This is a genomic window from Streptomyces aurantiacus JA 4570, from assembly GCF_000414115.1.
GTDB classification, from domain to species: Bacteria; Actinomycetota; Actinomycetes; order Streptomycetales; family Streptomycetaceae; genus Streptomyces; species Streptomyces aurantiacus_A.
In genome coordinates this window covers 1-22,183 of the sequence record NZ_AOPZ01000021.1, presented here as the reverse complement: position 1 = coordinate 22,183, position 22,183 = coordinate 1, and the positions used below count along the sequence as shown (strand labels likewise).

23 protein-coding genes are annotated in these 22,183 nt (G+C 71.5%); 21 read left to right on the top strand and 2 right to left on the bottom strand.

The features are described from left to right. From STRAU_RS03295 to ftsH, 3 genes are all read left to right on the top strand, one after another. Positions 1-1,491: HD domain-containing protein (locus tag STRAU_RS03295; RefSeq protein WP_037657281.1), on the top strand; the 1,491-nt coding region annotated here is incomplete at its 5' end. Between the two features lie 132 nt (positions 1,492-1,623). Further along, complete coding sequence (gene ffh / locus STRAU_RS03290; protein WP_016638807.1) at positions 1,624-3,186, top strand: signal recognition particle protein; 1,563 nt, start codon at positions 1,624-1,626, stop codon at positions 3,184-3,186. A gap of 184 nt (positions 3,187-3,370) precedes the next feature. Beyond that, positions 3,371-5,302 (top strand): ATP-dependent zinc metalloprotease FtsH, encoded by a 1,932-nt coding sequence (gene ftsH / locus STRAU_RS03285; protein ID WP_016638806.1) that lies wholly within the window; start codon positions 3,371-3,373, stop codon positions 5,300-5,302. Between the two features lie 81 nt (positions 5,303-5,383). Here the strand turns inward: ftsH and STRAU_RS03280 are convergent, their stop codons facing one another. Then, on the bottom strand, positions 5,384-6,142 hold the full coding sequence (locus STRAU_RS03280; RefSeq protein WP_016638805.1) for a class I SAM-dependent methyltransferase: 759 nt from the start codon (positions 6,140-6,142) through the stop codon (positions 5,384-5,386). Between the two features lie 330 nt (positions 6,143-6,472). Here STRAU_RS03280 and proS point away from each other — a divergent pair, with 330 nt between their 5' ends. The 18 genes from proS (at position 6,473) to STRAU_RS03190 (ending at position 21,526) form a co-directional block, all read left to right on the top strand. Next, the gene (gene proS / locus STRAU_RS03275) at positions 6,473-7,888 is read left to right on the top strand and encodes a proline--tRNA ligase (protein ID WP_037657287.1); all 1,416 of its coding nucleotides are present in this window, start codon (positions 6,473-6,475) and stop codon (positions 7,886-7,888) included. 258 nt (positions 7,889-8,146) lie between these two features. Then, on the top strand, positions 8,147-8,743 hold the full coding sequence (locus tag STRAU_RS03270) for a hypothetical protein (protein WP_016638803.1): 597 nt from the start codon (positions 8,147-8,149) through the stop codon (positions 8,741-8,743). 325 nt (positions 8,744-9,068) lie between these two features. Next, positions 9,069-9,503: a 30S ribosomal protein S16 gene (rpsP, locus tag STRAU_RS03265; protein ID WP_016638802.1), complete on the top strand. Its 435-nt coding sequence runs from the start codon at positions 9,069-9,071 to the stop codon at positions 9,501-9,503. Between the two features lie 2 nt (positions 9,504-9,505). Continuing rightward, a complete protein-coding gene (locus tag STRAU_RS03260; RefSeq protein WP_014176063.1) occupies positions 9,506-9,745 on the top strand; it encodes an RNA-binding protein in 240 nt (79 codons plus the stop codon). A gap of 84 nt (positions 9,746-9,829) precedes the next feature. After that, entirely contained in the window at positions 9,830-10,420 is a 591-nt protein-coding gene (gene rimM / locus STRAU_RS03255) for a ribosome maturation factor RimM (protein ID WP_016638800.1), read from the top strand. Beyond that, positions 10,420-11,241, top strand: a complete 822-nt coding sequence (gene trmD / locus STRAU_RS03250) for a tRNA (guanosine(37)-N1)-methyltransferase TrmD (protein ID WP_016638801.1) — start codon at positions 10,420-10,422, stop codon at positions 11,239-11,241. Before rimM ends, trmD begins: the two co-directional genes overlap by 1 nt. A gap of 183 nt (positions 11,242-11,424) precedes the next feature. Further along, the gene (gene rplS / locus STRAU_RS03245) at positions 11,425-11,775 is read left to right on the top strand and encodes a 50S ribosomal protein L19 (RefSeq protein WP_016638799.1); all 351 of its coding nucleotides are present in this window, start codon (positions 11,425-11,427) and stop codon (positions 11,773-11,775) included. 69 nt (positions 11,776-11,844) lie between these two features. Further along, complete coding sequence (gene lepB / locus STRAU_RS03240) at positions 11,845-12,567, top strand: signal peptidase I (protein ID WP_016638798.1); 723 nt, start codon at positions 11,845-11,847, stop codon at positions 12,565-12,567. Further along, positions 12,560-13,642, top strand: a complete 1,083-nt coding sequence (lepB, locus tag STRAU_RS03235; protein ID WP_016638797.1) for a signal peptidase I — start codon at positions 12,560-12,562, stop codon at positions 13,640-13,642. The genes lepB (STRAU_RS03240) and lepB (STRAU_RS03235) overlap by 8 nt, the downstream gene beginning before the upstream one ends. Further along, on the top strand, positions 13,527-14,528 hold the full coding sequence (gene lepB / locus STRAU_RS03230; protein ID WP_158692003.1) for a signal peptidase I: 1,002 nt from the start codon (positions 13,527-13,529) through the stop codon (positions 14,526-14,528). The genes lepB (STRAU_RS03235) and lepB (STRAU_RS03230) overlap by 116 nt, the downstream gene beginning before the upstream one ends. Positions 14,529-14,654: 126 nt before the next feature. Further along, the gene (gene lepB / locus STRAU_RS03225) at positions 14,655-15,431 is read left to right on the top strand and encodes a signal peptidase I (RefSeq protein ID WP_016638795.1); all 777 of its coding nucleotides are present in this window, start codon (positions 14,655-14,657) and stop codon (positions 15,429-15,431) included. Positions 15,432-15,513: 82 nt separating this feature from the next. Continuing rightward, on the top strand, positions 15,514-16,005 hold the full coding sequence (locus tag STRAU_RS03220; protein WP_037657283.1) for an NUDIX hydrolase: 492 nt from the start codon (positions 15,514-15,516) through the stop codon (positions 16,003-16,005). Positions 16,006-16,060: 55 nt separating this feature from the next. Then, a complete protein-coding gene (locus tag STRAU_RS03215; protein WP_003965949.1) occupies positions 16,061-16,369 on the top strand; it encodes a DUF2469 domain-containing protein in 309 nt (102 codons plus the stop codon). A gap of 76 nt (positions 16,370-16,445) precedes the next feature. Continuing rightward, positions 16,446-16,838: a YraN family protein gene (locus STRAU_RS03210; RefSeq protein ID WP_016638793.1), complete on the top strand. Its 393-nt coding sequence runs from the start codon at positions 16,446-16,448 to the stop codon at positions 16,836-16,838. Beyond that, positions 16,838-18,463, top strand: coding sequence for a YifB family Mg chelatase-like AAA ATPase (locus tag STRAU_RS03205; protein ID WP_016638792.1), 1,626 nt, complete (start codon positions 16,838-16,840; stop codon positions 18,461-18,463). Before STRAU_RS03210 ends, STRAU_RS03205 begins: the two co-directional genes overlap by 1 nt. Beyond that, positions 18,460-19,656, top strand: a complete 1,197-nt coding sequence (gene dprA / locus STRAU_RS03200) for a DNA-processing protein DprA (protein WP_016638791.1) — start codon at positions 18,460-18,462, stop codon at positions 19,654-19,656. Before STRAU_RS03205 ends, dprA begins: the two co-directional genes overlap by 4 nt. 320 nt (positions 19,657-19,976) lie before the next feature. Further along, positions 19,977-20,816, top strand: coding sequence for an RNA polymerase sigma factor WhiG (whiG, locus tag STRAU_RS03195; protein ID WP_016638790.1), 840 nt, complete (start codon positions 19,977-19,979; stop codon positions 20,814-20,816). Positions 20,817-20,968: 152 nt separating this feature from the next. After that, the gene (locus STRAU_RS03190) at positions 20,969-21,526 is read left to right on the top strand and encodes a TetR/AcrR family transcriptional regulator (RefSeq protein WP_016638789.1); all 558 of its coding nucleotides are present in this window, start codon (positions 20,969-20,971) and stop codon (positions 21,524-21,526) included. A gap of 167 nt (positions 21,527-21,693) precedes the next feature. Here the strand turns inward: STRAU_RS03190 and STRAU_RS03185 are convergent. Further along, positions 21,694-22,183, bottom strand: a 490-nt coding sequence (locus STRAU_RS03185) for a M23 family metallopeptidase (protein WP_037657276.1), incomplete at its 5' end; no start/stop codon positions are given.

Below are 22,183 nucleotides of genomic sequence, written 5' to 3'. Positions count from 1 at the left end.
CGGGCCGCCGCTGCCGCCGCGCAGGCCGGTCTCCCGCTGTCCCTGCACGCCGTGCGCCGGATGGCGGCCGCCACCCGGCCGCTGCCCACCCCCTGGCCCGCCGAGGCGCGCGAGCAACTGGTCACGCTGCTCGGTGCCGGGCGGCCCACCGTGCAGGTCTGGGAGGCCCTGGAGGCCGAGGGCCTGATCACGCGGCTGCTGCCCGACTGGGAGCGGGTGCGGTGCAGGCCCCAGCGCAACGCCGTGCACACCTGGACCGTCGACCGGCACCTCGTCGAGACCGCCGTGCGGGCCGCCGAGCTGACCCGGCGCGTCGGCCGGCCGGACCTGCTGCTCGTCGCCGCCCTGCTGCACGACATCGGCAAGGGGTGGCCCGGCGACCACTCCGTCGCCGGCGAGATCATCGCCCGGGACGTGGCGGCGCGGATCGGATTCGACCGCGCCGACGTCGCGGTCCTCGCCTGTCTCGTACGCCACCATCTGCTGCTGATTGAGACCGCGACCCGGCGTGACCTCGACGACCCCGTCACTGTGAAGTCCGTCGCCGAGGCCGTCGGCTCGACCGGCACGCTGGAGCTGCTGCACGCCCTCACGGAGGCGGACGCGCTGGCCACCGGGCCCGCGGCGTGGTCGTCGTGGCGCGGGTCACTGGTCGCCGACCTGGTGAAGCGGGTCGCGGCCGAGCTGGCCGGGGACGCGGGCTCCGGCGCGGGCGCCTTGGCGGAGCGGGACGCGCCCGCTTCGGCGGAGCAGGAGCGGCTCGCGGTGGAGGCGGTGCGGACGGGGGCGCCGGTACTGGGGTTGCGGGCGGAGGCGGGCGGGAGCGCCTCGGGGGAGGGCGGCGGTTCGGGGTCCGGCGCGGATGCGCACGCGGACGCGGGCTCGGGTGCGGGTGCGGCTGGTGCGGGCGAGCAGCCCGAGCCGCTCGGCGTGGAGCTGCTCGTCGCCCTGCCCGAGCAGGGCGGGGTGCTGCCCGCCGTCGCCGGGGTGCTCGCGCTGCACCGGCTGGCCGTGCGGACCGCGGAGCTGCGGGCGCTGGAGCTGCCCGAGGGGATGTCGGGCTCCGTGCTGATGCTGCAGTGGCGGGTCGCCGCCGAGTACGGGTCGCTGCCGCAGGCCGCGCGGTTGCGGGCCGATCTGGTGCGGGCGCTCGACGGGTCCCTGGACATCGCCGCGCGGCTCGCCGAACGGGACGCCGCCTACCCGCGGCGGCGGGGCACGGTGGCGCCGCCGCCCCGGGTGACCGTGGCCTCCGAGGGGTCACGGCGGGCCACGGTGATCGAGGTGCGGGCCCAGGACGCTCCGGGACTGCTGCATCGCATCGGGCGGGCGTTGGAGGCGGCGGGGGTGCGGGTGCGCAGCGCGCACGTCTCCACTCTGGGGTCGAACGCCGTGGACGCGTTCTATGTGACGGGGGAGGACGGGGCCCCGCTGACCGGGGAGCGGGCGGCCGGGGTGGCCCGGGGGGTGGAGGCGGCGCTGCGGGGGTGACAGTGCCGTGGCGTACGGGTGCGGAGGCCGGCCGAGGCCGGGTGGGGACGGAGGCACCCATGCCGGCGAGAGGCAGATACCCTGGAGGGCGACCCGACCGCCCGCCCCCGATCCCGAGGATTCGCGACCGCCGTGTTCGACACTCTTTCCGATCGCCTCGCAGCGACATTCAAGAACCTCCGCGGCAAGGGGCGCCTTTCCGAGGCGGACATCGACGCCACGGCGCGCGAGATCCGTATCGCCCTCCTTGAAGCGGACGTCGCCCTCCCCGTGGTGCGCGCGTTCATCAAGCAGGTCAAGGAGCGGGCGACCGGTGCCGAGGTCTCCGCGGCCCTCAACCCCGCCCAGCAGGTCATCAAGATCGTCAATGAGGAGCTCATCGGCATCCTCGGCGGCGAGACGCGACGCCTGCGCTTCGCCAAGCAGCCGCCGACGGTCATCATGCTGGCCGGTCTGCAGGGTGCCGGTAAGACCACCCTCGCCGGCAAGCTCGGCCACTGGCTGAAGGCCCAGGGCCACTCGCCGCTGCTCGTTGCCTGTGACCTTCAGCGGCCCAACGCCGTGAACCAGCTCTCGGTCGTCGCCGAGCGCGCGGGCGTCGGGATCTACGCCCCGCAGCCGGGCAACGGCGTCGGCGACCCGGTGCAGGTCGCCCAGGACTCGATCGAGTTCGCCCGCACCAAGCAGTACGACGTCGTCATCGTCGACACCGCCGGCCGCCTCGGCATCGACCAGGAGCTGATGCAGCAGGCCGCGGACATCCGCGACGCCGTCAGCCCGGACGAGGTCCTCTTCGTCGTCGACGCGATGATCGGTCAGGACGCCGTGAACACGGCGGAGGCGTTCCGCGACGGCGTGGGCTTCGACGGTGTCGTCCTGTCGAAGCTCGACGGCGACGCCCGCGGTGGCGCCGCGCTGTCGATCGCGCACGTCACCGGCCGCCAGATCATGTTCGCCTCCAACGGCGAGAAGCTGGACGACTTCGACGCGTTCCACCCGGACCGGATGGCGTCCCGCATCCTCGGCATGGGCGACATGCTCACGCTGATCGAGAAGGCCGAGCAGACCTTCTCGCAGCAGGAGGCCGAGAAGATGGCCTCCAAGCTGGCGGGCAGCAAGGGCGGCAAGGACTTCACGCTCGACGACTTCCTGGCCCAGATGGAGCAGGTCAGGAAGATGGGCAGCATCAGCAAGCTGCTCGGGATGCTGCCCGGCATGGGCCAGATCAAGGACCAGATCAACAACCTGGACGAGCGGGACGTCGACCGGACCGCCGCGATCATCAAGTCGATGACTCCCGCGGAGCGGCAGGAGCCGACGCTCATCAACGGCTCTCGGCGAGCGCGTATCGCCAAGGGTTCCGGTGTCGAGGTCAGCGCCGTGAAGAACCTGGTCGAGCGGTTCTTCGAGGCGCGGAAGATGATGTCCCGCATGGCCCAGGGCGGCGGCATGCCGGGTATGCCCGGGATGCCGGGCATGGGCGGCGGCCCGGGCCGGACGAAGAAGAAGCAGAAGCAGGCCAAGGGCAAGCAGCGCTCCGGCAACCCGATGAAGCGCAAGCAGCAGGAAGAGGAGGCCGCCGCGCGGCGCGCCGCGGTCGAGGGCGCCGCGGCGGGGGGCGCGTTCGGGCTCCCGCCCGGCCAGGACGGCAAGGACTTCGAGCTGCCGGACGAGTTCAAGAAGTTCATGGGCTGAGTGCGGCAGGCCGCGGGTTCACGGGCTGAGCGCACCGCCCGTCTCGTACGTCGCCTGGGGCGCCCCACCGATCGGTGGGGCGCCCCAGGCGTGTGTACGGGGCCTTCGGGCTTTCGCGGTGTCCTTCACGACGGGTGCCTGCACAGCGGGTGCCAGTGGGCTTTTTGTGTCGTAGCGTCCGCATATGAGCAACCCCGTGCCACCGCGTCAGAAGCCCGAGCAGCCGTGGCGCTCCGAGGGTGCTCCGGAGCCCGCGCCCACGCCGCCGCCGAAGCGGAAGCTGCCGGGTGGCTGGGGCGGGCTGATCCTCACGGCGCTGGTCGTCTACCTCATCGCCAACCTCGTCCTCTCCTTCTTCAACGACGGCGACGAGCCGACCATCTCGTACACCGAATTCAGCAAGCAGGTCGACGCCGGAAACGTCTCGAAGATCTACTCCAAGGGCGACGCGATTCAGGGTCAGCTCAAGAAGGAGCAGAAGGATCCGGACGAGGGTGACAAATACACCAAATTCAAGACGCAGCGGCCCGCGTTCGCCGATGACAAGCTCTGGGGCGACCTGACGAAGAACGGCGTCACGGTCACCGCCGAGCCGGTGGTGCAGCAGCGCAGTTTCCTCTCCAATCTGCTGATCTCGCTCGCTCCGATGCTCCTGCTGGTGGTGCTGTGGATCTTCATCGCCCGGCGCATGGCGTCGGGGATGGGCGGTGCGGGCGGCATGCTCGGGCGCAAACAGCCGCCGAAGCCCGTCGAGTTGGAGCCGGGCAAGAAGCGGACGACCTTCGAGGACGTCGCCGGTATCGACGAGGTCGAGGGTGAGCTGAACGACGTCGTGGACTTCCTGAAGAATCCCGACGCCTACCGGGAGATGGGGGCGCGGATGCCGGGCGGCGTGCTGCTCGCCGGGCCGCCCGGAACGGGAAAGACCCTGCTCGCGCGGGCCGTCGCCGGTGAGGCCGGGGTGCCCTTCTTCTCGGCGTCCGCGTCGGAGTTCATCGAGATGATCGTGGGGGTGGGGGCGTCGCGGGTGCGTGAGCTCTTCGCCGAGGCGCGGAAGGTCGCGCCGTCCATCATCTTCATCGACGAGATCGACACCATCGGGCGGGCCCGCGGCGGCGGCAGCGGGATGGGCGGGCACGACGAGCGTGAGCAGACGCTCAACCAGATCCTCACCGAGATGGATGGTTTCTCGGGCTCCGAGGGTGTCATCGTGATCGCCGCCACCAACCGCGCCGACATCCTCGACCCCGCCCTGACCCGGCCCGGCCGCTTCGACCGGGTGGTGACCGTGTCACCGCCCGACCGCGGCGGGCGCGAGGCCATCCTCAAGATCCACACCCGGACCATCCCGCTCGCCGACGGCGTCGACCTGGCCCAGGTCGCCCGCACGACCCCGGGCATGACCGGCGCCGACCTCGCCAACCTGGCCAACGAGGCCGCCCTGCTCGCCGTGAAGCGCAAGCAGCGGGTGGTGACCCAGTCCGACCTCTCCGAAGCCCTGGAGAAGGTGCAGCTCGGCGCCGAGCGGCCGCTGGTGATGCCCGACGAGGAGCGCCGCCGCACGGCCTACCACGAGAGCGGCCACGCCCTGCTCGGCATGTTGCAGCCCGGCGCCGACCCCGTACGCAAGATCACCATCGTCCCGCGCGGACGCGCCCTCGGCGTCACCCTGTCCACTCCGGACGCCGACAGGTACGCGTACACGGAGGAGTATCTGCGCGGCCGCATCATCGGCGCCCTCGGCGGCATGGCGGCCGAACACGTCGTCTACGGAGTCATCACGACGGGCGCCGAGAACGACCTGGAGCAGGTCACCAACATCGCGCGCGGCATGGTCGCCCGCTGGGGCATGAGCGAACGCGTCGGCCGCCTCTCGGCCCTGCCGAACGATGCCCAGCAGGCATACGGCCTCGCGGCCGCGCCAGGGACCCTCGACACCATCGACCACGAGATGCGGCGCATCGTCGACGAGTGCTACGAAAGCGCCTGCCGCCAACTGCGCGACCACCGCCCCCGGCTGGACGCCCTGGCCACCGCCCTCCTGGCCAACGAAACCCTGGAGGAGGCCGACGCCTACCGGGTGGCGGGGATCCCTCGGCTGAGCAAGGAAGCCTGAAGAAGCCTGAGGTCTGTCGGCCTTCTACGGAGTACGTGTGCTTCTACGGAGTACACGCACTTCTAAGGCGTACACGCACTTCTACGGAGTGCGCGCGATCAAGTAGCGGAATACGTTCGGCATCCACACCGTGCCGTCGTGGCGTTGGTGCGGGTGCAGGGCTTCGGTCAGTTCCTTGTCGACCTGTACCTGGTCCGTCGCGCCGACCGCCGCGTCGAACAGGCCCGTGGACAGCAGGCCGCGGACGGCGCTGTCGATGTCCGCGTATCCGAAGGGGCACGCCACCCGGCCCGAGCCGTCCGGTTTGAGGCCCGCTCGGTGGGCGACCTCTTCCAGGTCGTCCCGGCACGCGGCACGCCAACTGCGCGAGCTGCGCAGCGGATCGGCGAGCTTCGTCGCCACCCGGAGCACCGACGACGTCGTGCAGCGCTCCGGCGGGCCCCAGCCGACCAGGACCACCGGCGCGCCCCGCTCGGCGAGCGGCGACGCCGTCTCCAGGAGTGCCGACAGGCCCTCGGAGTCGCCCGCCACACAGCCGATCGGCTGGAAAGCGGTCACCAGGGTGTACGGGGGCGTCTCCGGGGCGGCGGCGTCCTCGGGCGGACCCTCCACCAGTCTGGTGCCGGGGTGCCCCTGCGCCACGGCGGGCGCCTCCGGCGCGAGGCGTGCGCGAGCGAGCGCCAGGCGTTCGGGCGCCGACGACTCGACGCCGGTCACCGAGGCCCCGCGCGAGGCCGCCATCAGCAGGGCGAGCCCGGACCCGCAGCCCAGGTCGAGCAGGCGCGTGCCGCGGCCCACCTCAAGTCGTTCGTAGACCGCCTCGTAGAGCGGGACCAGCATCCTCTCCTGGATCTCCGCCCAGTCACGCGCGCGTGCGCACCGGTCCACACGTGGGGGTCCACACGTGGGGGAGCACCGCGCGCGGGAGGTGTGAGTGCACGAGCGTAGGTGTCATCGAAAGCGCCCCAATCCGCCGAGAGTTGTCGTGCTGATTCCTACGGGTTCGTCCGCCCCCACGACGTGCCTTCACGCTTCCCCCGTATGCCAGGGAACTCCGCATCCGTCGTGGCGTCCAGGGGTTGTGGGGCAATGCTTGCGTGCCACCGTCGTGCGCCCCCTGAGACCGTAAAAATCCGGCCCTTCAGGCGGCTCGGACCTACCATGCGCACCATGGCAAAGGCACCCGTACTCACGCCCCGCGCGGACGACTTCCCCCGCTGGTACCAGGACCTGATCGCCAAGGCGGAGCTGGCCGACAACGGCCCGGTGCGCGGCACCATGGTGATCCGGCCGTACGGCTACGGCCTGTGGGAGCGCATGCAGCGGGACATGGACGCGCGCATCAAGGAGACGGGGGCCCAGAACGCGTACTTCCCGCTGCTCATCCCGCAGTCGTACCTCACGCGCGAGGCGGAGCACGTCGAGGGCTTCGCTCCCGAGCTGGCCGTCGTCACCCACGGCGGCGGCAAGGAGCTGGAGGAGCCGGTCGTGGTCCGGCCCACTTCGGAGACCATCGTCAACGAGTACTTCTCCAAGTGGGTGCAGAGCTACCGCGATCTGCCCCTGCTGATCAACCAGTGGGCCAACGTGGTCCGTTGGGAGCTGCGGCCGCGGCTGTTCCTGCGTACGTCGGAGTTCCTGTGGCAGGAGGGCCACACCGCGCACGCGACGTACGAAGAGGCCCGCGACTTCGCCGCCCGCATCCACCGGCACGTCTACGGAGACTTCATGCGGGACTTCCTGGCCATGGACTTCGTGCTCGGCCGCAAGACCGCGAGCGAGCGCTTCGCGGGCGCCGTCAACACCCTCACGCTCGAAGGCATGATGGGCGACGGCAAGGCCCTCCAGCTCGGCACCAGCCATGAGCTCGGGCAGAACTTCGCCCGGGCGTTCCACACGCGGTACTTGTCCAAGGACGGCACCCAGGAGCTGGTCTGGCAGACCTCCTGGGGCTCCACGACCCGCATGATCGGCGCCCTGGTGATGATGCACGGCGACGACGACGGCATGCGCGTGCCGCCGCGTCTCGCGCCCGTCCAGGCCGTCGTCCTCGCCGTCAAGGACGACGGCGCCGTGCTCGCCGAGGTGCGCGAGGTCGGCGAGCGGCTGACGGCGGCCGGCGTGCGCGTCCAGGTCGACGACCGCACCGAGACCCCCTTCGGGCGCCGCGCCGTCGACTGGGAGCTCAAGGGCGTCCCCGTGCGCGTCGAGATCGGCCCGCGCGACCTGGAGAACGGCACCGCGATGCTCGTACGCCGCATCGCCGGCGGCAAGCAGCCCGTCGCCCTCGATGCCCTCCCCGCGCTGCTGCCCGCAATCCTCGAAGAGGACCAGGAACTGCTCCTCACCCAGGCCCGTGACCGCCGTGAATCCCGCACGAGCGACGTGACCAGCGCGGACGAGGCCGTCGAAGCGGCCGTCGCGGGCGGCTGGGCCCGCCTCCCGTGGGCCGCGCTCGGCCCCGCGGGCGAGGCGAGACTGGCCGAGCACGGCGTGACCGTACGGTGTCTGGTCGCGGAGGACGGGGCGGTGCCGGACGCCGATGAGGCACCCGGTAACGTCGCCGTAGTGGCACGCTCCTACTGAGCCCGGAATTCCGGCTGGCCCGCCTTCACGAGGCGACCACCGCTGTCCTCCGCAACAGGGGCCCCGGCACACGGAGTTGACCTACGCGCCCGCGCGTACGCGTCACTACGTACCGGCTTGATGCGAGGTGCGAGGCTTCTCCGCAGATCAGCGCACCCGCCCTCGTCCGGACGCATCAACGGCAACTGACGGGTAAGTGCAAATTATTTGAGATGCCCCGGAATGGAACCCGGAGGCACCTCGGCTCGTTGTCACGACGTGAGCACGACACCACCTGTTCTCGCCGCAGAGCTGGCACAGGCGTGGGCCGATATTCAGCGGCACCACTCCGAGCTGCCGGACCTAGCCGCGCCCGAATCCCTGATCGGAGAGTCGTCGTCCGCCTGCGGCGCCGAGCTCTCCTTCGAGCGACTGCTTCACGAAGCAGTCCACGGCATCGCCGCAGCACGCGGCGTACGCGACACCTCACGCGCGGGCCGCTATCACAACCGCAGATTCCTCGCGATCGCCGAGGAGCTGGGCCTGGACCACCCGGAAGAGCCGCATCCGAGCAGCGGCTTCTCCCTGGTCACGCTCAACCCCGAGGCGAAGAAGCGCTATCGCCCGACCATCGAGCGGCTGCAGCGCGCCCTGAAGGCGCACACGGCCGCCACCACGGCGGACACCTCACGCACCTTCCGCGGCCCGGCCGCCCGGCACGGCTCCTCCGGCGGCGGTGTGCGCGTGAAGGCGGTCTGCGACTGCGGGCGCAACGTCCGCGTCGTGCCGTCGGTGCTCGCCCAGGCGCCCATCATGTGCGGCGGCTGCGGCAAGCCCTTCCGGATCCCGGAAGTGGTCGGCGTGGGCGCGGGGTGACCCCCTGCGCAGGGGGTGGTCTCTGTCTCTTGCCTTCCGAATCGGCCTTCGGCCTCGTCCTCAAGCGCCGGACGGGCTAATTCCAGCCCGTCCGGCGCTTGGGGTGAGCGCGCCAGCGCGATGAGGGGCGGGCCCGGGCCGGTGGGGGGCACGGTCGGCTGAGGGCGCCCACGCCAGGGTGTGGCACAATGGCTAGCTGTACTCGACAGTCGCACAGGACCCCTCTCTCCTCCGGCTGACGCGTCCATCGGGCACCTCGAGTACCGCAACCCCACGCGGCATCCCGCTGTGCCCAACCACGTCAAGACCAGGAGACACCACTTCCGTGGCAGTCAAGATCAAGCTGAAGCGTCTGGGCAAGATCCGTTCGCCTCACTACCGCATCGTCGTCGCCGACTCCCGTACCCGCCGTGACGGCCGGGCCATCGAGGAGATCGGTCTGTACCACCCGGTGCAGAACCCCTCGCGCATCGAGGTCAACTCGGAGCGTGCCCAGTACTGGCTGTCCGTCGGCGCCCAGCCGACCGAGCCGGTCATGGCGATCCTGAAGCTCACCGGTGACTGGCAGAAGCACAAGGGCCTGCCGGCCCCGGCGCCGCTGCTGCAGCCGGAGCCGAAGGCGGACCACCGCGCCCTCTTCGAGGCCGTGGCCAAGGACGCCGAGGGCGAGCCCAAGGGCGAGGCCATCACGCAGAAGAAGAAGGCCGAGAAGAAGGACGAGGCCCCGGCCGAGTCCGCGGCCGAGTCGACCGAGGCCTGAGCATGCTCGAGGAGGCTCTCGAGCACCTCGTGAAGGGCATCGTCGACAATCCCGACGACGTGCAGGTCGCCTCGCGCAACCTGCGCCGCGGGCGCGTCCTTGAAGTCCGGGTCCACCCGGACGACCTCGGCAAGGTGATCGGCCGCAACGGCCGCACCGCACGCGCACTGCGCACGGTCGTGGGTGCCATCGGCGGCCGCGGTGTCCGCGTCGACCTCGTCGACGTCGACCAGGTTCGCTGAACCACACGCAGCACCGGCTCGGGCCGGGGAGGGCTCCAGAGCCGTCCCCGGCCCGCTGTCGTATCAACAGGGAGAGAAAGCACAGTGCAGCTCGTAGTCGCGCGGATCGGCCGCGCCCACGGCATCAAGGGCGAAGTCACCGTCGAGGTGCGCACCGACGAGCCGGAGCTGCGGCTCGGTCCCGGCGCCGTGCTCGCCACCGACCCCGCGGGCGTGGGGCCGCTGACCATCGAGACGGGCCGCGTGCACAGCGGCCGGCTGCTGCTGCGCTTCGCGGGCGTACGCGACCGCACGGGCGCCGAGGCGCTGCGCAACACGCTCCTGATCGCCGAGGTCGACCCGCAGGAGGTCCCGGAGGACCCCGACGAGTTCTACGACCACCAGCTGATGGACCTCGACGTGGTCACCGAGGACGGCACCGAGATCGGCCGGATCACCGAGATCTCGCACCTGCCCTCCCAGGACCTGTTCATCGTGGAGCGCCCCGACGGCAGCGAGGTGATGATCCCGTTCGTCGAGGAGATCGTCACCGAGATCGACCTGGAGGAGCAGCGGGCCGTCATCGACCCGCCGCCCGGGCTGATCGACGACCGCGCGGAGATCGCGTCCGCGCGGGACACCGAGGCGGCCGCGGCCGGTGCGGCCGGCGAGACGGCGCCGGAGGACCAGGCGTAATGCGGCTCGACGTCGTCACGATCTTCCCCGAATACCTGGAACCCCTGAACGTCTCCCTCGTGGGCAAGGCACGCGCGCGTGGGCAGCTCGACGTCAACGTGCACGACCTCAGGGAGTGGACGTACGACCGGCACAACACGGTCGACGACACCCCCTACGGCGGCGGCCCGGGCATGGTCATGAAGACCGAGCCCTGGGGTGCCGCCCTCGACGACCTGCTCGCCGAGGGATACGAGGCGGGGGCGCAGGGGCCCGTCCTCGTCGTCCCCACGCCCAGCGGGCGCCCCTTCACCCAGGAACTCGCCGTCGAGCTCTCCGAGCGCCCCTGGCTGGTCTTCACGCCCGCACGCTACGAGGGCATCGACCGCCGCGTCGTCGACGAGTACGCGGCCCGGATGCCCGTCTACGAGGTCTCCATCGGCGACTACGTCCTCGCGGGCGGCGAGGCCGCCGTGCTGGTCGTCACGGAGGCCGTGGCCAGGCTGCTGCCCGGTGTCCTGGGCAACGCCGAGTCCCACCGCGACGACTCCTTCGCGCCCGGAGCCATGGCCAACCTCCTGGAGGGCCCCGTCTACACCAAGCCCCCGGAGTGGCGCGGACGCGGCATCCCGGACGTCCTGCTCAGCGGGCACCACGGCAAGATCGCGCGCTGGCGGCGGGACGAGGCGCTGCGCCGCACCACCCGCAACAGGCCCGATCTCATTGAGCGTTGCGACCCCGCGGCCTTCGACAAGAAGGACCGCGAGATGCTCTCGATCCTGGGGTGGCGGCCGGGGCCCGACGGCCGATTTGGGCGAGACCCCGAGGCCGTGGAAGAATAGACCGCTGCTGTACGTCCAGCTTGCGCCCCTGCCACAGGGGGAACGACGCCCGCCCGACGAGATCAGCGACCTTCTTGCCGAAGCGACCGGCTCCCGAAGCCTGTCTTCTTCAAGAAGGCACCCGAAAACTCATCACGAATTTCCGCTGATGACCTGTGGCATCAGCGAAGAAAGCAGACGATCATGTCTCACCTGCTCGACTCCGTCGACTCCGCGTCGCTGCGCAGCGACATCCCGGCCTTCCGCCCGGGTGACACCGTCAACGTCCACGTCCGCGTCATCGAGGGCAACCGCTCCCGTGTGCAGCAGTTCAAGGGCGTAGTCATCCGCCGCCAGGGCGCCGGTGTCCGCGAGACCTTCACGGTCCGCAAGGTCTCGTTCTCCGTCGGCGTCGAGCGCACCTTCCCGGTGCACACGCCGATCGTCGAGAAGATCGAGCTCGTCACCAAGGGTGACGTCCGTCGCGCCAAGCTGTACTACCTGCGCGACCTGCGCGGCAAGGCCGCGAAGATCAAGGAGAAGCGCGAGAACTGAGCTCGCGCCCGGCCCTCGGGCCGAGCTCCCGCGCGGGTCCACGGCGGGGCCGGATAGCATCTGGCCCCGATGGACACCGAAGCACAGCACACGGAGCGCGACCGCTCCTCCCCTTCCCCCGAATCCGGACCCGCGACCGCGGACACACCGGAATCGGAGGAGACGGAGGAGCGGTCGCGCTCCGTTTTCGCGTCCGTCGTCGCCTGGGTCCCCGGCGGCCGCCTCACCCTGACCGCACTCCTGTGCATGGGCGTCCTGCTCCTGGTCAGCACCTTCGTAGTGCAGCCGTACGCCATCCCGAGCGGCTCCATGGAGCCCGCGTTCCGGCCCGGAGACCGCGTACTCGTCAACAAGTTGGCGTACCGTTTCGGTTCCGGCCCACAGCGCGGTGACGCGGTCGTCTTCGACGGCAGCGGCTACTTCGGAGACTCCGACTACGTCAAGCGGGTCGCGGGCGTGGGCGGTGACCGGGTGGTCTGCTGCGACAAGCGGGGGAGGATCAAGGTGAACGGCGAGCCCGTCGACGAGCCGTACCTGTTCCCCGGTGACGCCCCCTCGACGGTGCGCTTCGACGTCGTCGTACCCGACGGCACCCTCTTCCTGCTCGGCGACCACCGCAGCGACTCCAGCGACTCCCGCGACCACCTGGGGTCCCCCGGCGGCGGCATGATCCCCGTCGACGCGGTCATCGGCAGAGCCGACTGGATCGCCTGGCCGCTCGGCCGCTGGACCTCCCTGAAGCGTCCAGACGCCTACGCGCGCGTGCCGGCCCCGGGCGGGGCACATGGGTAACCGCGGCCGCGCGAAGGCCACACACGCGGCCGACACCCGGCTGCCCACCGGAACACGACCCACCACCGGCCCCGTGCTGCCCGGCCGGGCCGAGCGCCGCAAGCTCGCGAAGAAGGTGAAGCGCCGCAGGCGCCGCTCCGCGATCAAGGAAATACCGCTCCTCATAGTCGTCGCCCTGCTGATAGCCCTCGTCCTGAAGACCTTCCTGGTCCAGGCATTCGTGATCCCGTCGGGCTCCATGGAGCAGACGATCCGAGTCGGCGACCGCGTCCTGGTCGACAAGCTCACCCCGTGGTTCGGCAACAAGCCCGAGCGCGGGGACGTCGTCGTCTTCAAGGACCCCGGGAACTGGCTCGAGGAGGAGCGCGGCAAGAAGAAGGACGACCCCGTCGTCATCAAGCAGATCAAGCAGGGCCTCACCTTCATCGGACTGCTCCCTTCCGACGACGAGCGCGACCTGATCAAGCGCGTCGTGGGCGTCGGCGGCGACACCGTGAAGTGCTGTGACAAGAACGACAAGGTCACTGTCAACGACGTACCTCTGAACGAGCCCTACCTCCACCCCGGGGACAAGCCCTCCCTCTTCGACTTCGAGGTGAAGGTCCCCAAGGGACGCCTTTTCGTCATGGGCGACCACCGGTCGGATTCCGCCGACTCCCGGTTCCACCGGAACGAGAAGTTCAGCGGCACCGTCTCTGAGGACGAGGTGGTGGGCCGCGCGCTCGTCATCGCCTGGCCAATCGGCCACTGGCGCAAACTGGAAGAGCCCGATACGTACGCCTCCGTGCCCGACGCGCCCGCAGGGTCGGACAGTGCCACAGGAGCGTCGCATAGGGTGGCCCCCGGCGATCGCAACGGAATTACCGGCCTCCCGACCCCTGCGGAACTCCCGCTCGTTATGGGAGTGGTGGGCCTGCATCGCGCACGGGGCAGGCAGTGGTACGGACTGAGGAGTGGATGTGGGGGATGTGGCGGTCGGCGCACGATCCGGACACGAGGGGCCCGAGGAGCAGCCTGGGCACTCGGCAGATCCGGCACCCGCACCCGCGGCGGACGGGATGAGCACCGGCCCTGACACCGCGGCCCCCGAGGAGACCAGAGTCCCGGGACCCCAGGGCGATGAGCCCCCCAAGCCTCCGAAGTCGGCGAAGGACAAGAAGCCCAAGTCCTTCTGGAAGGAGCTGCCGCTCCTCATCGGCATCGCGCTGATCCTCGCCCTGGTCATCAAGACCTTCCTGGTCCAGGCGTTCTCCATCCCGTCGGACTCCATGCAGAACACGCTGCAGCAGGGCGACCGGGTGCTTGTCGACAAGCTGACGCCGTGGTTCGGCTCGGAGCCCGAGCGCGGCGAAGTCGTGGTCTTCAAGGACCCCGGCCACTGGCTGGACGGCGAGCCCACCCCCGACCCGAACGCGGTGCAGAAGGTCCTCGGCTGGATCGGCCTGATGCCCTCCGCCGACGAGAAGGACCTCATCAAGCGCGTCATCGCCGTCGGCGGAGACACGGTGGAGTGCAAGGGCACCGGCCCCGTGAAGGTCAACGGCAAGGCGCTGAACGAGAAGAACTACGTCTTCGAGGGCAACACCCCCTGCACGGTCGACGACCAGGGCGGCCAGTTCAAGATCACGGTTCCCAAGGGCAAAATCTGGGTCATGGGTGACCACCGGCAGAACTCCCTGGACTCCCGCTACCACCAGAACCAGCCGGGCGGCGGCGCCGTCCCCGTCGACAACGTCGTGGGCCGCGCCTTCGTGATCGCCTGGCCCCCCACCCGCTGGGGAACGCTCCCGGTCCCGGACACCTTCGACCAGCCGGGCATCAGCCAGGCGATGAGCGCGGCCCCGGCCGCCCTCGGCCTCGCGGGCGCCGTGCCGATCGTGCTGTGGCGCCGCCGGCGGGCCGCCGGGCGCCTGGATTCCGGGCCCGGCACCAGGGTTTCTGGCGGAGGTACCGCCGGGTAGTCTGCCGTCCCAGATCACCGATCTTCCACGGCCCCCGTCCCGGACGGAGCGCGTCACTGTCGTACGCCGCTCGCATACTCGGTACGAGGGGCCGCGGGGTCGTCTCCGAACCGGGGGAGCACTGGGATGAGCACGACGCGTCGTACGGACGAGGGCCACGGACGGCTCGGCAGCACGCTGTCGGGGGTCGCCGTGGCCCTCGGCTGTGTCCTCTTCCTCGGCGGCTTCGTCTGGGGCGCCCTCGTCTACCAGCCGTACACCGTCCCCACGGGCTCCATGACCCCCACCATCGGGGCGGGTGACCGGGTCCTCGCCCAGCGCATCGACGGGGACGACGTGCGCCGCGGCGATGTCATCGTGTTCCGGCAGCAGACCTGGGGCGACCTGCCGATGGTCAAGCGCGTCGTCGGCGTCGGCGGCGACAAGGTCGCCTGCTGCACCGGGGGCAAGCTGACCGTCAACGGCAAGCAGATCGACGAACCGTATCTCCCCAAGGGCGGAGGGGCCTCGGCGACCGGGATAAAGGAGACGGCCGTGCCCGAGGGGCGGCTGTTCCTGCTCGGTGACGAGCGCAGCGGCTCGATGGACTCCAGCGTGCATCTGCAGGACGCCGACGGCGGCACGGTGCCGCGCAGCGCCGTGAAGGGCCGCGTGGACGCCGTGGCCTGGCCGCTGGACGGCATGCTCGACCGCACCACCGCCTTCGACGACCTGCCCGGCGGCACGTCCGACCCGGGCCCGCTGCGGTTGCAGCTCGCCGCGGTGGTGGCAGGCGCGGTACTGATCCTCGGCGGAGCCGCGTACGGGCCGATCGCCAAGCGGGCACGGCGGCGCGCCGGGCAGACGGGGAACGCGGGCGGCGGCAGGTCCAGCGGGACGACGGAGGCTGCCGGTGTCGGCTGAGGACGGGCGGGCGGTGGTGCCGTCCGGGGACGCGCCTTCGGTGCCGGTGGAGGACGCGACGGGGGCCGACGCGGCCAGTGCGATGTCGGGGCGGCCGCTGCGGAAGGTGGCGCGGGTCGTGCTCCTGGACGGGCGTGACCGCATCCTGCTGCTGCACGGGCACGAGCCGGGCGACCCGGCGGACGACTGGTGGTTCACTCCGGGCGGTGGCCTGGAGGGCGACGAGACACGTGAGCAGGCCGCGCTGCGGGAGCTGGCCGAGGAGACCGGAATCACAGACGTCGAACTCGGTCCCGTCCTGTGGCGGCGGGTGTGCTCCTTCCCCTTCGCGGGGGAGCGCTGGGACCAGGACGAGTGGTACTACCTGGCCCGGACCGCGCAGACGGCGACGCGCGCGACGGGCCTGACCGAGCTGGAGCGGCGCAGTGTCGCCGGAGCACGCTGGTGGACGTGCCGGGAACTCGCCCGGGCACATGAGACGGTGTATCCGACCAGACTCGCCGAGTTGCTGCGCACGCTGCTCGACGAGGGTCCCCCGAGCACGCCCCAGACCCTCGACACGGAAATCGTGTAGGGGCTCCCGGGGCTGGCGCACAATAGGGGGACGCACGGCTGAAGGGGAACATGCCATGAGCGCCGAGGACCTCGAGAAGTACGAGACCGAGATGGAGCTGAAGCTCTACCGGGAGTACCGCGACGTCGTCGGTCTGTTCAAATACGTGATCGAGACCGAGCGGCGCTTCTACCTCACAAATGACTACGAGATGCAGGTGCACTCGGTCCAGGGTGAGGTGTTCTTCGAGGTGTCGATGGCGGACGCCTGGGTGTGGGACATGTACCGGCCGGCCCGCTTCGTCAAGCAGGTACGGGTGCTCACGTTCAAGGACGTGAACATCGAGGAGCTCAACAAGAGCGATCTGGAGCTGCCGGGCGGCTGAGGGACCACGTTCGGGGGACGAGGTTTTCCACAACCTGCCGGTAACGCACCAAGATCCAATAGTGCGGGCCCGCCGCGTGACCGTGGGTGTCGGAGGTGGTGCCGACATGAACGCACGGGGTGCACTCGGCAAGTACGGCGAGGAACTGGCCGCACGGCGGCTGGCCGAAGCCGGGATGACGGTCCTGGACCGCAATTGGCGCGGCGGCAGGACGGGCGAGATCGACATCGTCGCCCGTGACGGCGACGCCCTGGTCGTCTGCGAGGTCAAAACCCGCAGGGACGCGTCCTTCCAGCATCCGATGGCGGCGATCACGCCGGTCAAGGCGGAGCGATTGCGCGGCCTCGCCGAGCGCTGGCTCCAGGAACACGGAGGGGCACCGCCGGGCGGCGTCCGCATCGACCTCGTGGGTGTCGTCGTGCCCGAGCGCGGCGCGCCCGTGGTCGAGCACGCGCGGGGGGTGGCCTGATGGCATTCGCGCGTACGTGCTCGGTCGCCCTGGTCGGGGTCGAAGGCGTCGTGGTCGAGGTGCAGGCCGACCTGGAACCGGGCGTCGCCGCGTTCACACTGGTCGGGCTGCCCGACAAGAGCCTCACGGAGAGCCGGGACCGGGTCAGGGCGGCCGTGGTCAACTCCGGTGGCGAATGGCCGCAGAAGAAGCTCACGGTCGGCCTGAGCCCCGCGTCCGTGCCGAAGGGCGGCAGCGGCTTCGACCTGGCCGTGGCGTGCGCGGTCCTCGGCGCCGCGGAGCGGATCGATCCCCGCGTCCTCGCCGACATCGTGATGATCGGCGAACTGGGGCTCGACGGCCGGGTGCGCCCGGTGCGCGGTGTGCTGCCCGCCGTCCTCGCGGCGGCGGACGCCGGCTATGAGCAGGTGGTCGTGCCCGAGTGCACGGCCGCGGAGGCCGCACTGGTGCCCGGGGTGTCCGTCCTCGGCGTCCGCAGCCTCCGGCAGCTCATCGCCGTCCTGACCGACGAACCGGTCCCGGAGGAGGACCCCGCCGAGGCGGGCCGGCCGGACCCGCTGATGGCGGGCCTCAACCTGCCCGGTGCGGGGCTCGGCACCGGCGTGAGCGGCGTCGGGACCTCGGAGCACGACCAGCGGCACGATCTCGCGGACGTGGTCGGCCAGGTCTCGGCGCGCACGGCGATGGAGGTGGCGGCCGCCGGCGGTCACCACGTGTTCCTGCAAGGGCCGCCGGGCGCGGGCAAGACCATGCTCGCCGAGCGGATGCCGGCCATCATGCCCCGGCTGTCCAGGGCGGAGTCCCTGGAGGTGACGGCCGTCCACTCGGTCGCGGGCATGCTGCCGCCCGGCAAGCCGCTGGTGGACATCCCGCCGTTCTGCGCGCCCCACCACTCGGCGACCATGCAGTCGCTGGTGGGCGGCGGCAAGGGGATCGCCCGCCCCGGGGCGGTCTCCCTCGCTCACCGTGGGGTGCTCTTTCTCGATGAAGCGCCGGAGTTCAGCAGCCACGCCCTGGACGCGCTGCGCCAGCCGCTGGAGTCGGGGTACGTCGTGATCGCCCGCAGCGCCGGCGTGGTGCGACTGCCCTCACAGTTCCTGATGCTTCTCGCGGCGAACCCCTGCCCGTGCGGCCGCTTCAGCGTCACGGGCCACAGCTGTGACTGCTCACCGAACAGCATCCGGCGTTACCAGGCCAGGCTCTCCGGCCCGCTCCTCGATCGAGTGGACCTCCGGGTCGAGGTGGAGCCCGTCACCCGCTCCGAACTGACGGCGCAGGGGGCGCGCGGCGAAACCACCCAGGTCGTGGCCGACCGCGTGCGCGCCGCCCGGGAGCGCGCCGCCACCCGCCTCGCGGGCACACCCTGGCGCACCAACAGCGAGGTGCCCGGCCATGAGCTGCGCACCCGATGGCACGCCGTCCCCGGCTCCATGACAGAGGCGGAACGCGGCCTGGAGAACGGCCTCCTCACAGCCCGCGGCCTCGACCGGGTGCTGCGGGTGGCGTGGACGGTCGCCGACCTCACGGGCCACGACCGCCCGGACGCGGGCGATGTGGCGCTGGCGCTGCAACTGCGCACGGGGGTGCCGCGCGGGGTGCCCATGGTGGTGGGGGCGAGGGCATGAGCGGGGAGCGGGACCCGGCCCCGGGCCCGCCGCCCGACGAGGAACGCCTCGCCCGCGTCGCGCTGACACGGGTGCTGGAGCCCGGGGACGCCGTGGGTGGGCGGTGGCTGCGGGAGTGGGGCGCCGTCGAGGTGCTGCGGCGGCTGGTCGAGGGACGTGGGCCGGACGACGGGGAGGAGCGGCTGCCGGGGGTCACGGCGAAGCGATGGGAGGGGTTGCGGGCCCGGGCCGGGCGGGTACGGGCGGCGCGGGATCTGGAGGTGGCCGGGGCGGTCGGGGCACGGTTCGTGGCCCCCGGGGACGGGGAGTGGCCGGTGCAGCTCGACGACCTGGGGGACGCGCGGCCCGTCGGGCTGTGGGTGCGGGGGCGGCCGTCCCTGCGGATCTGGGCGCTGCGGTCGGTGGCGGTCGTGGGGGCGCGGGCCTGCACGGAGTACGGGGCGCACATGGCGGCGAGCCTCGGCGCGGGGCTGGCCGAGCGCGGGTGGGTGGTGGTCTCCGGCGGTGCCTACGGGGTGGACGGCGCCGCGCACCGGGGTGCCCTCGGTGCCGGCGGAGCCACGGTGGCGGTGCTCGCGTGCGGGGTCGACCGGCCCTATCCCCGGGGGCACGCGCAGTTGATCGGGCGGATCGCCGAACAGGGGCTCGTGGTGGGGGAGTTGCCTCCGGGCGACCATCCGACGCCGAGCAGATTCATCCTGCGGAACCGCGTGATCGCCGCGCTCACCCGGGGCACCGTCGTCGTGGAGGCCGCCTACCGCAGCGGTGCCCTGGTCACGGCGCGCTGCGCACAGGACCTGGGGAGGCACACGATGGGGGTGCCCGGGCCCGTCACCAGCGGCTTGTCGGCGGGGGTGCACGAACTGCTGCGCGGGGACGGGGTGCTGGTCGGCGACGCCGCCGAAGTCGTGGAGCTGGTCGGGGACATGGGGGAGCTGGCGCCCCGGCGGCGCGGCCCGGTCGTGCCGCGCGACCTGTTGCACCCCGGCGCCGCCCGCGTGCTGGCCGCGCTGCCGGCGCATGGGAGCACCGGGGCGCGGGACATCGCACTGGGGGCGGGCACCAGCGCGGACGACGCCGTCGCCCGGCTGTACGAACTTCGCTCGCTCGGGTTCGTCGAACGACACGGCGACGGCTGGCAGTTGACACGCCAGGCGATTCTCTCCCTCTTTCCGGGCGGAGGTGAGGCGTGACGGTGAGTGTTGCGCCGGACGGATGAACCTCGACGACCTTGGGAATTCGTGCAGTTGGCGCGGCTCATCGGTCACGGAGCGCGACGAAAGTGATCCTGTGGGGCGTCAAGCGGAACGTATCTGCGTACGCGCGATCCCATACTCTTCGCACTCTGCGACACTTCAGTCACGCTACGCTCACAACGAATCCGGTGCGGACAGGCCATCGGTGGACAGGCAGCCAGACGGACGACCCCCCTCACTTCACTTCACGCAAACCCACCAGCGCACCGGGTCCGGCACCTTTCCCCAGTTCACGGCAGAACGGCTCAAGGCGACGCATGCCCCAGCACACCTCAGGGTCCGACCGGGCGGCAGTTCCCCCAGCCGCCCGAAGCGGCGAGCGGGAGCGGCCACCCGCTCCCACGTCGCTGGACGAGCTGTGGCGGTCGTACAAGACGACGGGTGACGGGCGGCTGCGCGAGCAGTTGATCCTGCACTACTCGCCGCTCGTGAAGTATGTCGCGGGCCGCGTGAGCGTCGGTCTGCCGCCCAACGTCGAGCAGGCGGACTTCGTGTCGTCGGGGGTCTTCGGGCTCATCGACGCGATCGAGAAGTTCGACATCGAGCGGTCGATCAAGTTCGAGACGTACGCGATCACGCGGATCCGGGGCGCGATGATCGACGAGCTGCGGGCGCTCGACTGGATTCCGCGGTCCGTGCGGCAGAAGGCCCGCAACGTGGAGCGGGCGTACGCCACGCTGGAGGCGCGGCTGCGGCGCACCCCGTCGGAGGGCGAGGTCGCCGCCGAGATGGGCATCCCGGTGGAGGAACTGCACGCGGTCTTCAGCCAGTTGTCCCTGGCGAACGTCGTCGCCCTGGAGGAGTTGCTGCACGTCGGCGGCGAGGGCGACCGGCTGAGCCTGATGGACACCCTCGAGGACACCGCCGCCGACAATCCCGTCGAGGTCGCCGAGGACCGTGAGCTGCGGCGCCTTCTCGCGCGGGCGATCAACACGCTGCCCGAGCGGGAGAAGACGGTCGTCACGCTGTACTACTACGAAGGGCTCACGCTCGCCGAGATCGGCAATGTGCTCGGGGTGACGGAGAGCCGGGTGAGCCAGATCCACACGAAGTCGGTGCTGCAGCTGCGGGCGAAGCTGGCCAGTTTCGGCCGGTGAGGGTGCCGGTGCGTGCGGTGAATCGTCCCTGTCCGCGGCCTCGCCCGGCGCCCCGGAGCCGTCGCTGCCAGGAGGAATGCCTGCCTGGCGGGCTCCCCTGGCGGGCGCCGCGTCCGTAAAGTGGACGCGTGCCAAGGATTCGAGCGGCCTCTGTGGCCGAGCACCGGTCGATGCAGCGCGGCGCCCTGCTGGACGCAGCGCGATCCCTGCTGTCCGAAGGCGGTACGGAGGCGCTGACGTTCCCGGCGCTCGCCGAGCGCACGGGACTCGCGCGCTCGTCCGTCTACGAGTACTTCCGCTCGCGCGCGGCCGTCGTGGAAGAGCTCTGCGAGGTGGACTTCCCCGTCTGGGCGGCGGAGGTCTCGGCGGCGATGGAGGCGGCGGACGCGCCGGAGGCGCAGGTCGAGGCGTATGTGCGGCGGCAGCTCGCGCTGGTCGGGGACCGGCGGCACCGGGCCGTGGTGGCGATCTCGGCGAGTGAGCTGGACGCGGGGGCGCGGGAGAAGATCCGGGCCGCGCACGGGGGGCTTGTGGCCATGATCGTGGAGGCGCTCGGGGCGCTCGGGCATCAGGAGCCGAGGCTGGCCGCGATGCTGCTTCAGGGGATCGTGGATGCCGCGGTGCGGCGGATCGAACTCGGCGTCGCCGAGGATCCTGAGGCCATTACGGAGGCTGCCGTGGCCATGGCTCTGCGGGGCGTGCGGGGGTAGGCCGTGGGCCTTGGGCGGGGGCCTTTGGTCGGCGTTGGCGTTCAGGGTGCCCGGAACCGGGGCTGTGCCCACCCGTGCCGCCCTGCGGCACGATTGCCCACAGTGGCAGCAGGAGCGGCAGTGGTGCAGCGGCAGCGGGAGTGGTAGCGGCAGCCGGGCAGGGGGCGTCAGTCGGCGCCGGTCATCGGTAGCAGGCGGGACGGGGCCCGGCCCAAGAGCCATGGGGGAAGCAAGGCCAACGGGTTCAGGTAGGTGTCCTCCCGCAGTAGGCCCCAGTGCACGCACGCCGTTGGGCAGTGGAAGCGGGCTGTGGGTTCGACTGTGCCGAGGGGCTCGCCCGTGGTCACCTCGGTGCCCTTCCTGACCGTGGCCCGCACCGGCTCGTAGGTCGTGCGCAGGGGAGGGTCCCCCGTGCGCGACAGCTCCACCGAGATCACCCCGCGGCCCGCCACCCGCCCCGCGAAGGACACCCGGCCCGGGGCCACCGCCCTGACCGTGGAGCCCGGCGGCGCGGCCAGGTCCACGCCCCGGTGGCCCGCGCCGTACTCCGTCGCCGGCGGCTCCCAGCCCCGTACCACCCGAGGATGCGCCCCCACCGGCCAGGCGGCGCCGACGGCCGGAACCGGCCCAGGGCCCGCCGCGGTCGCCGCCCCGGGC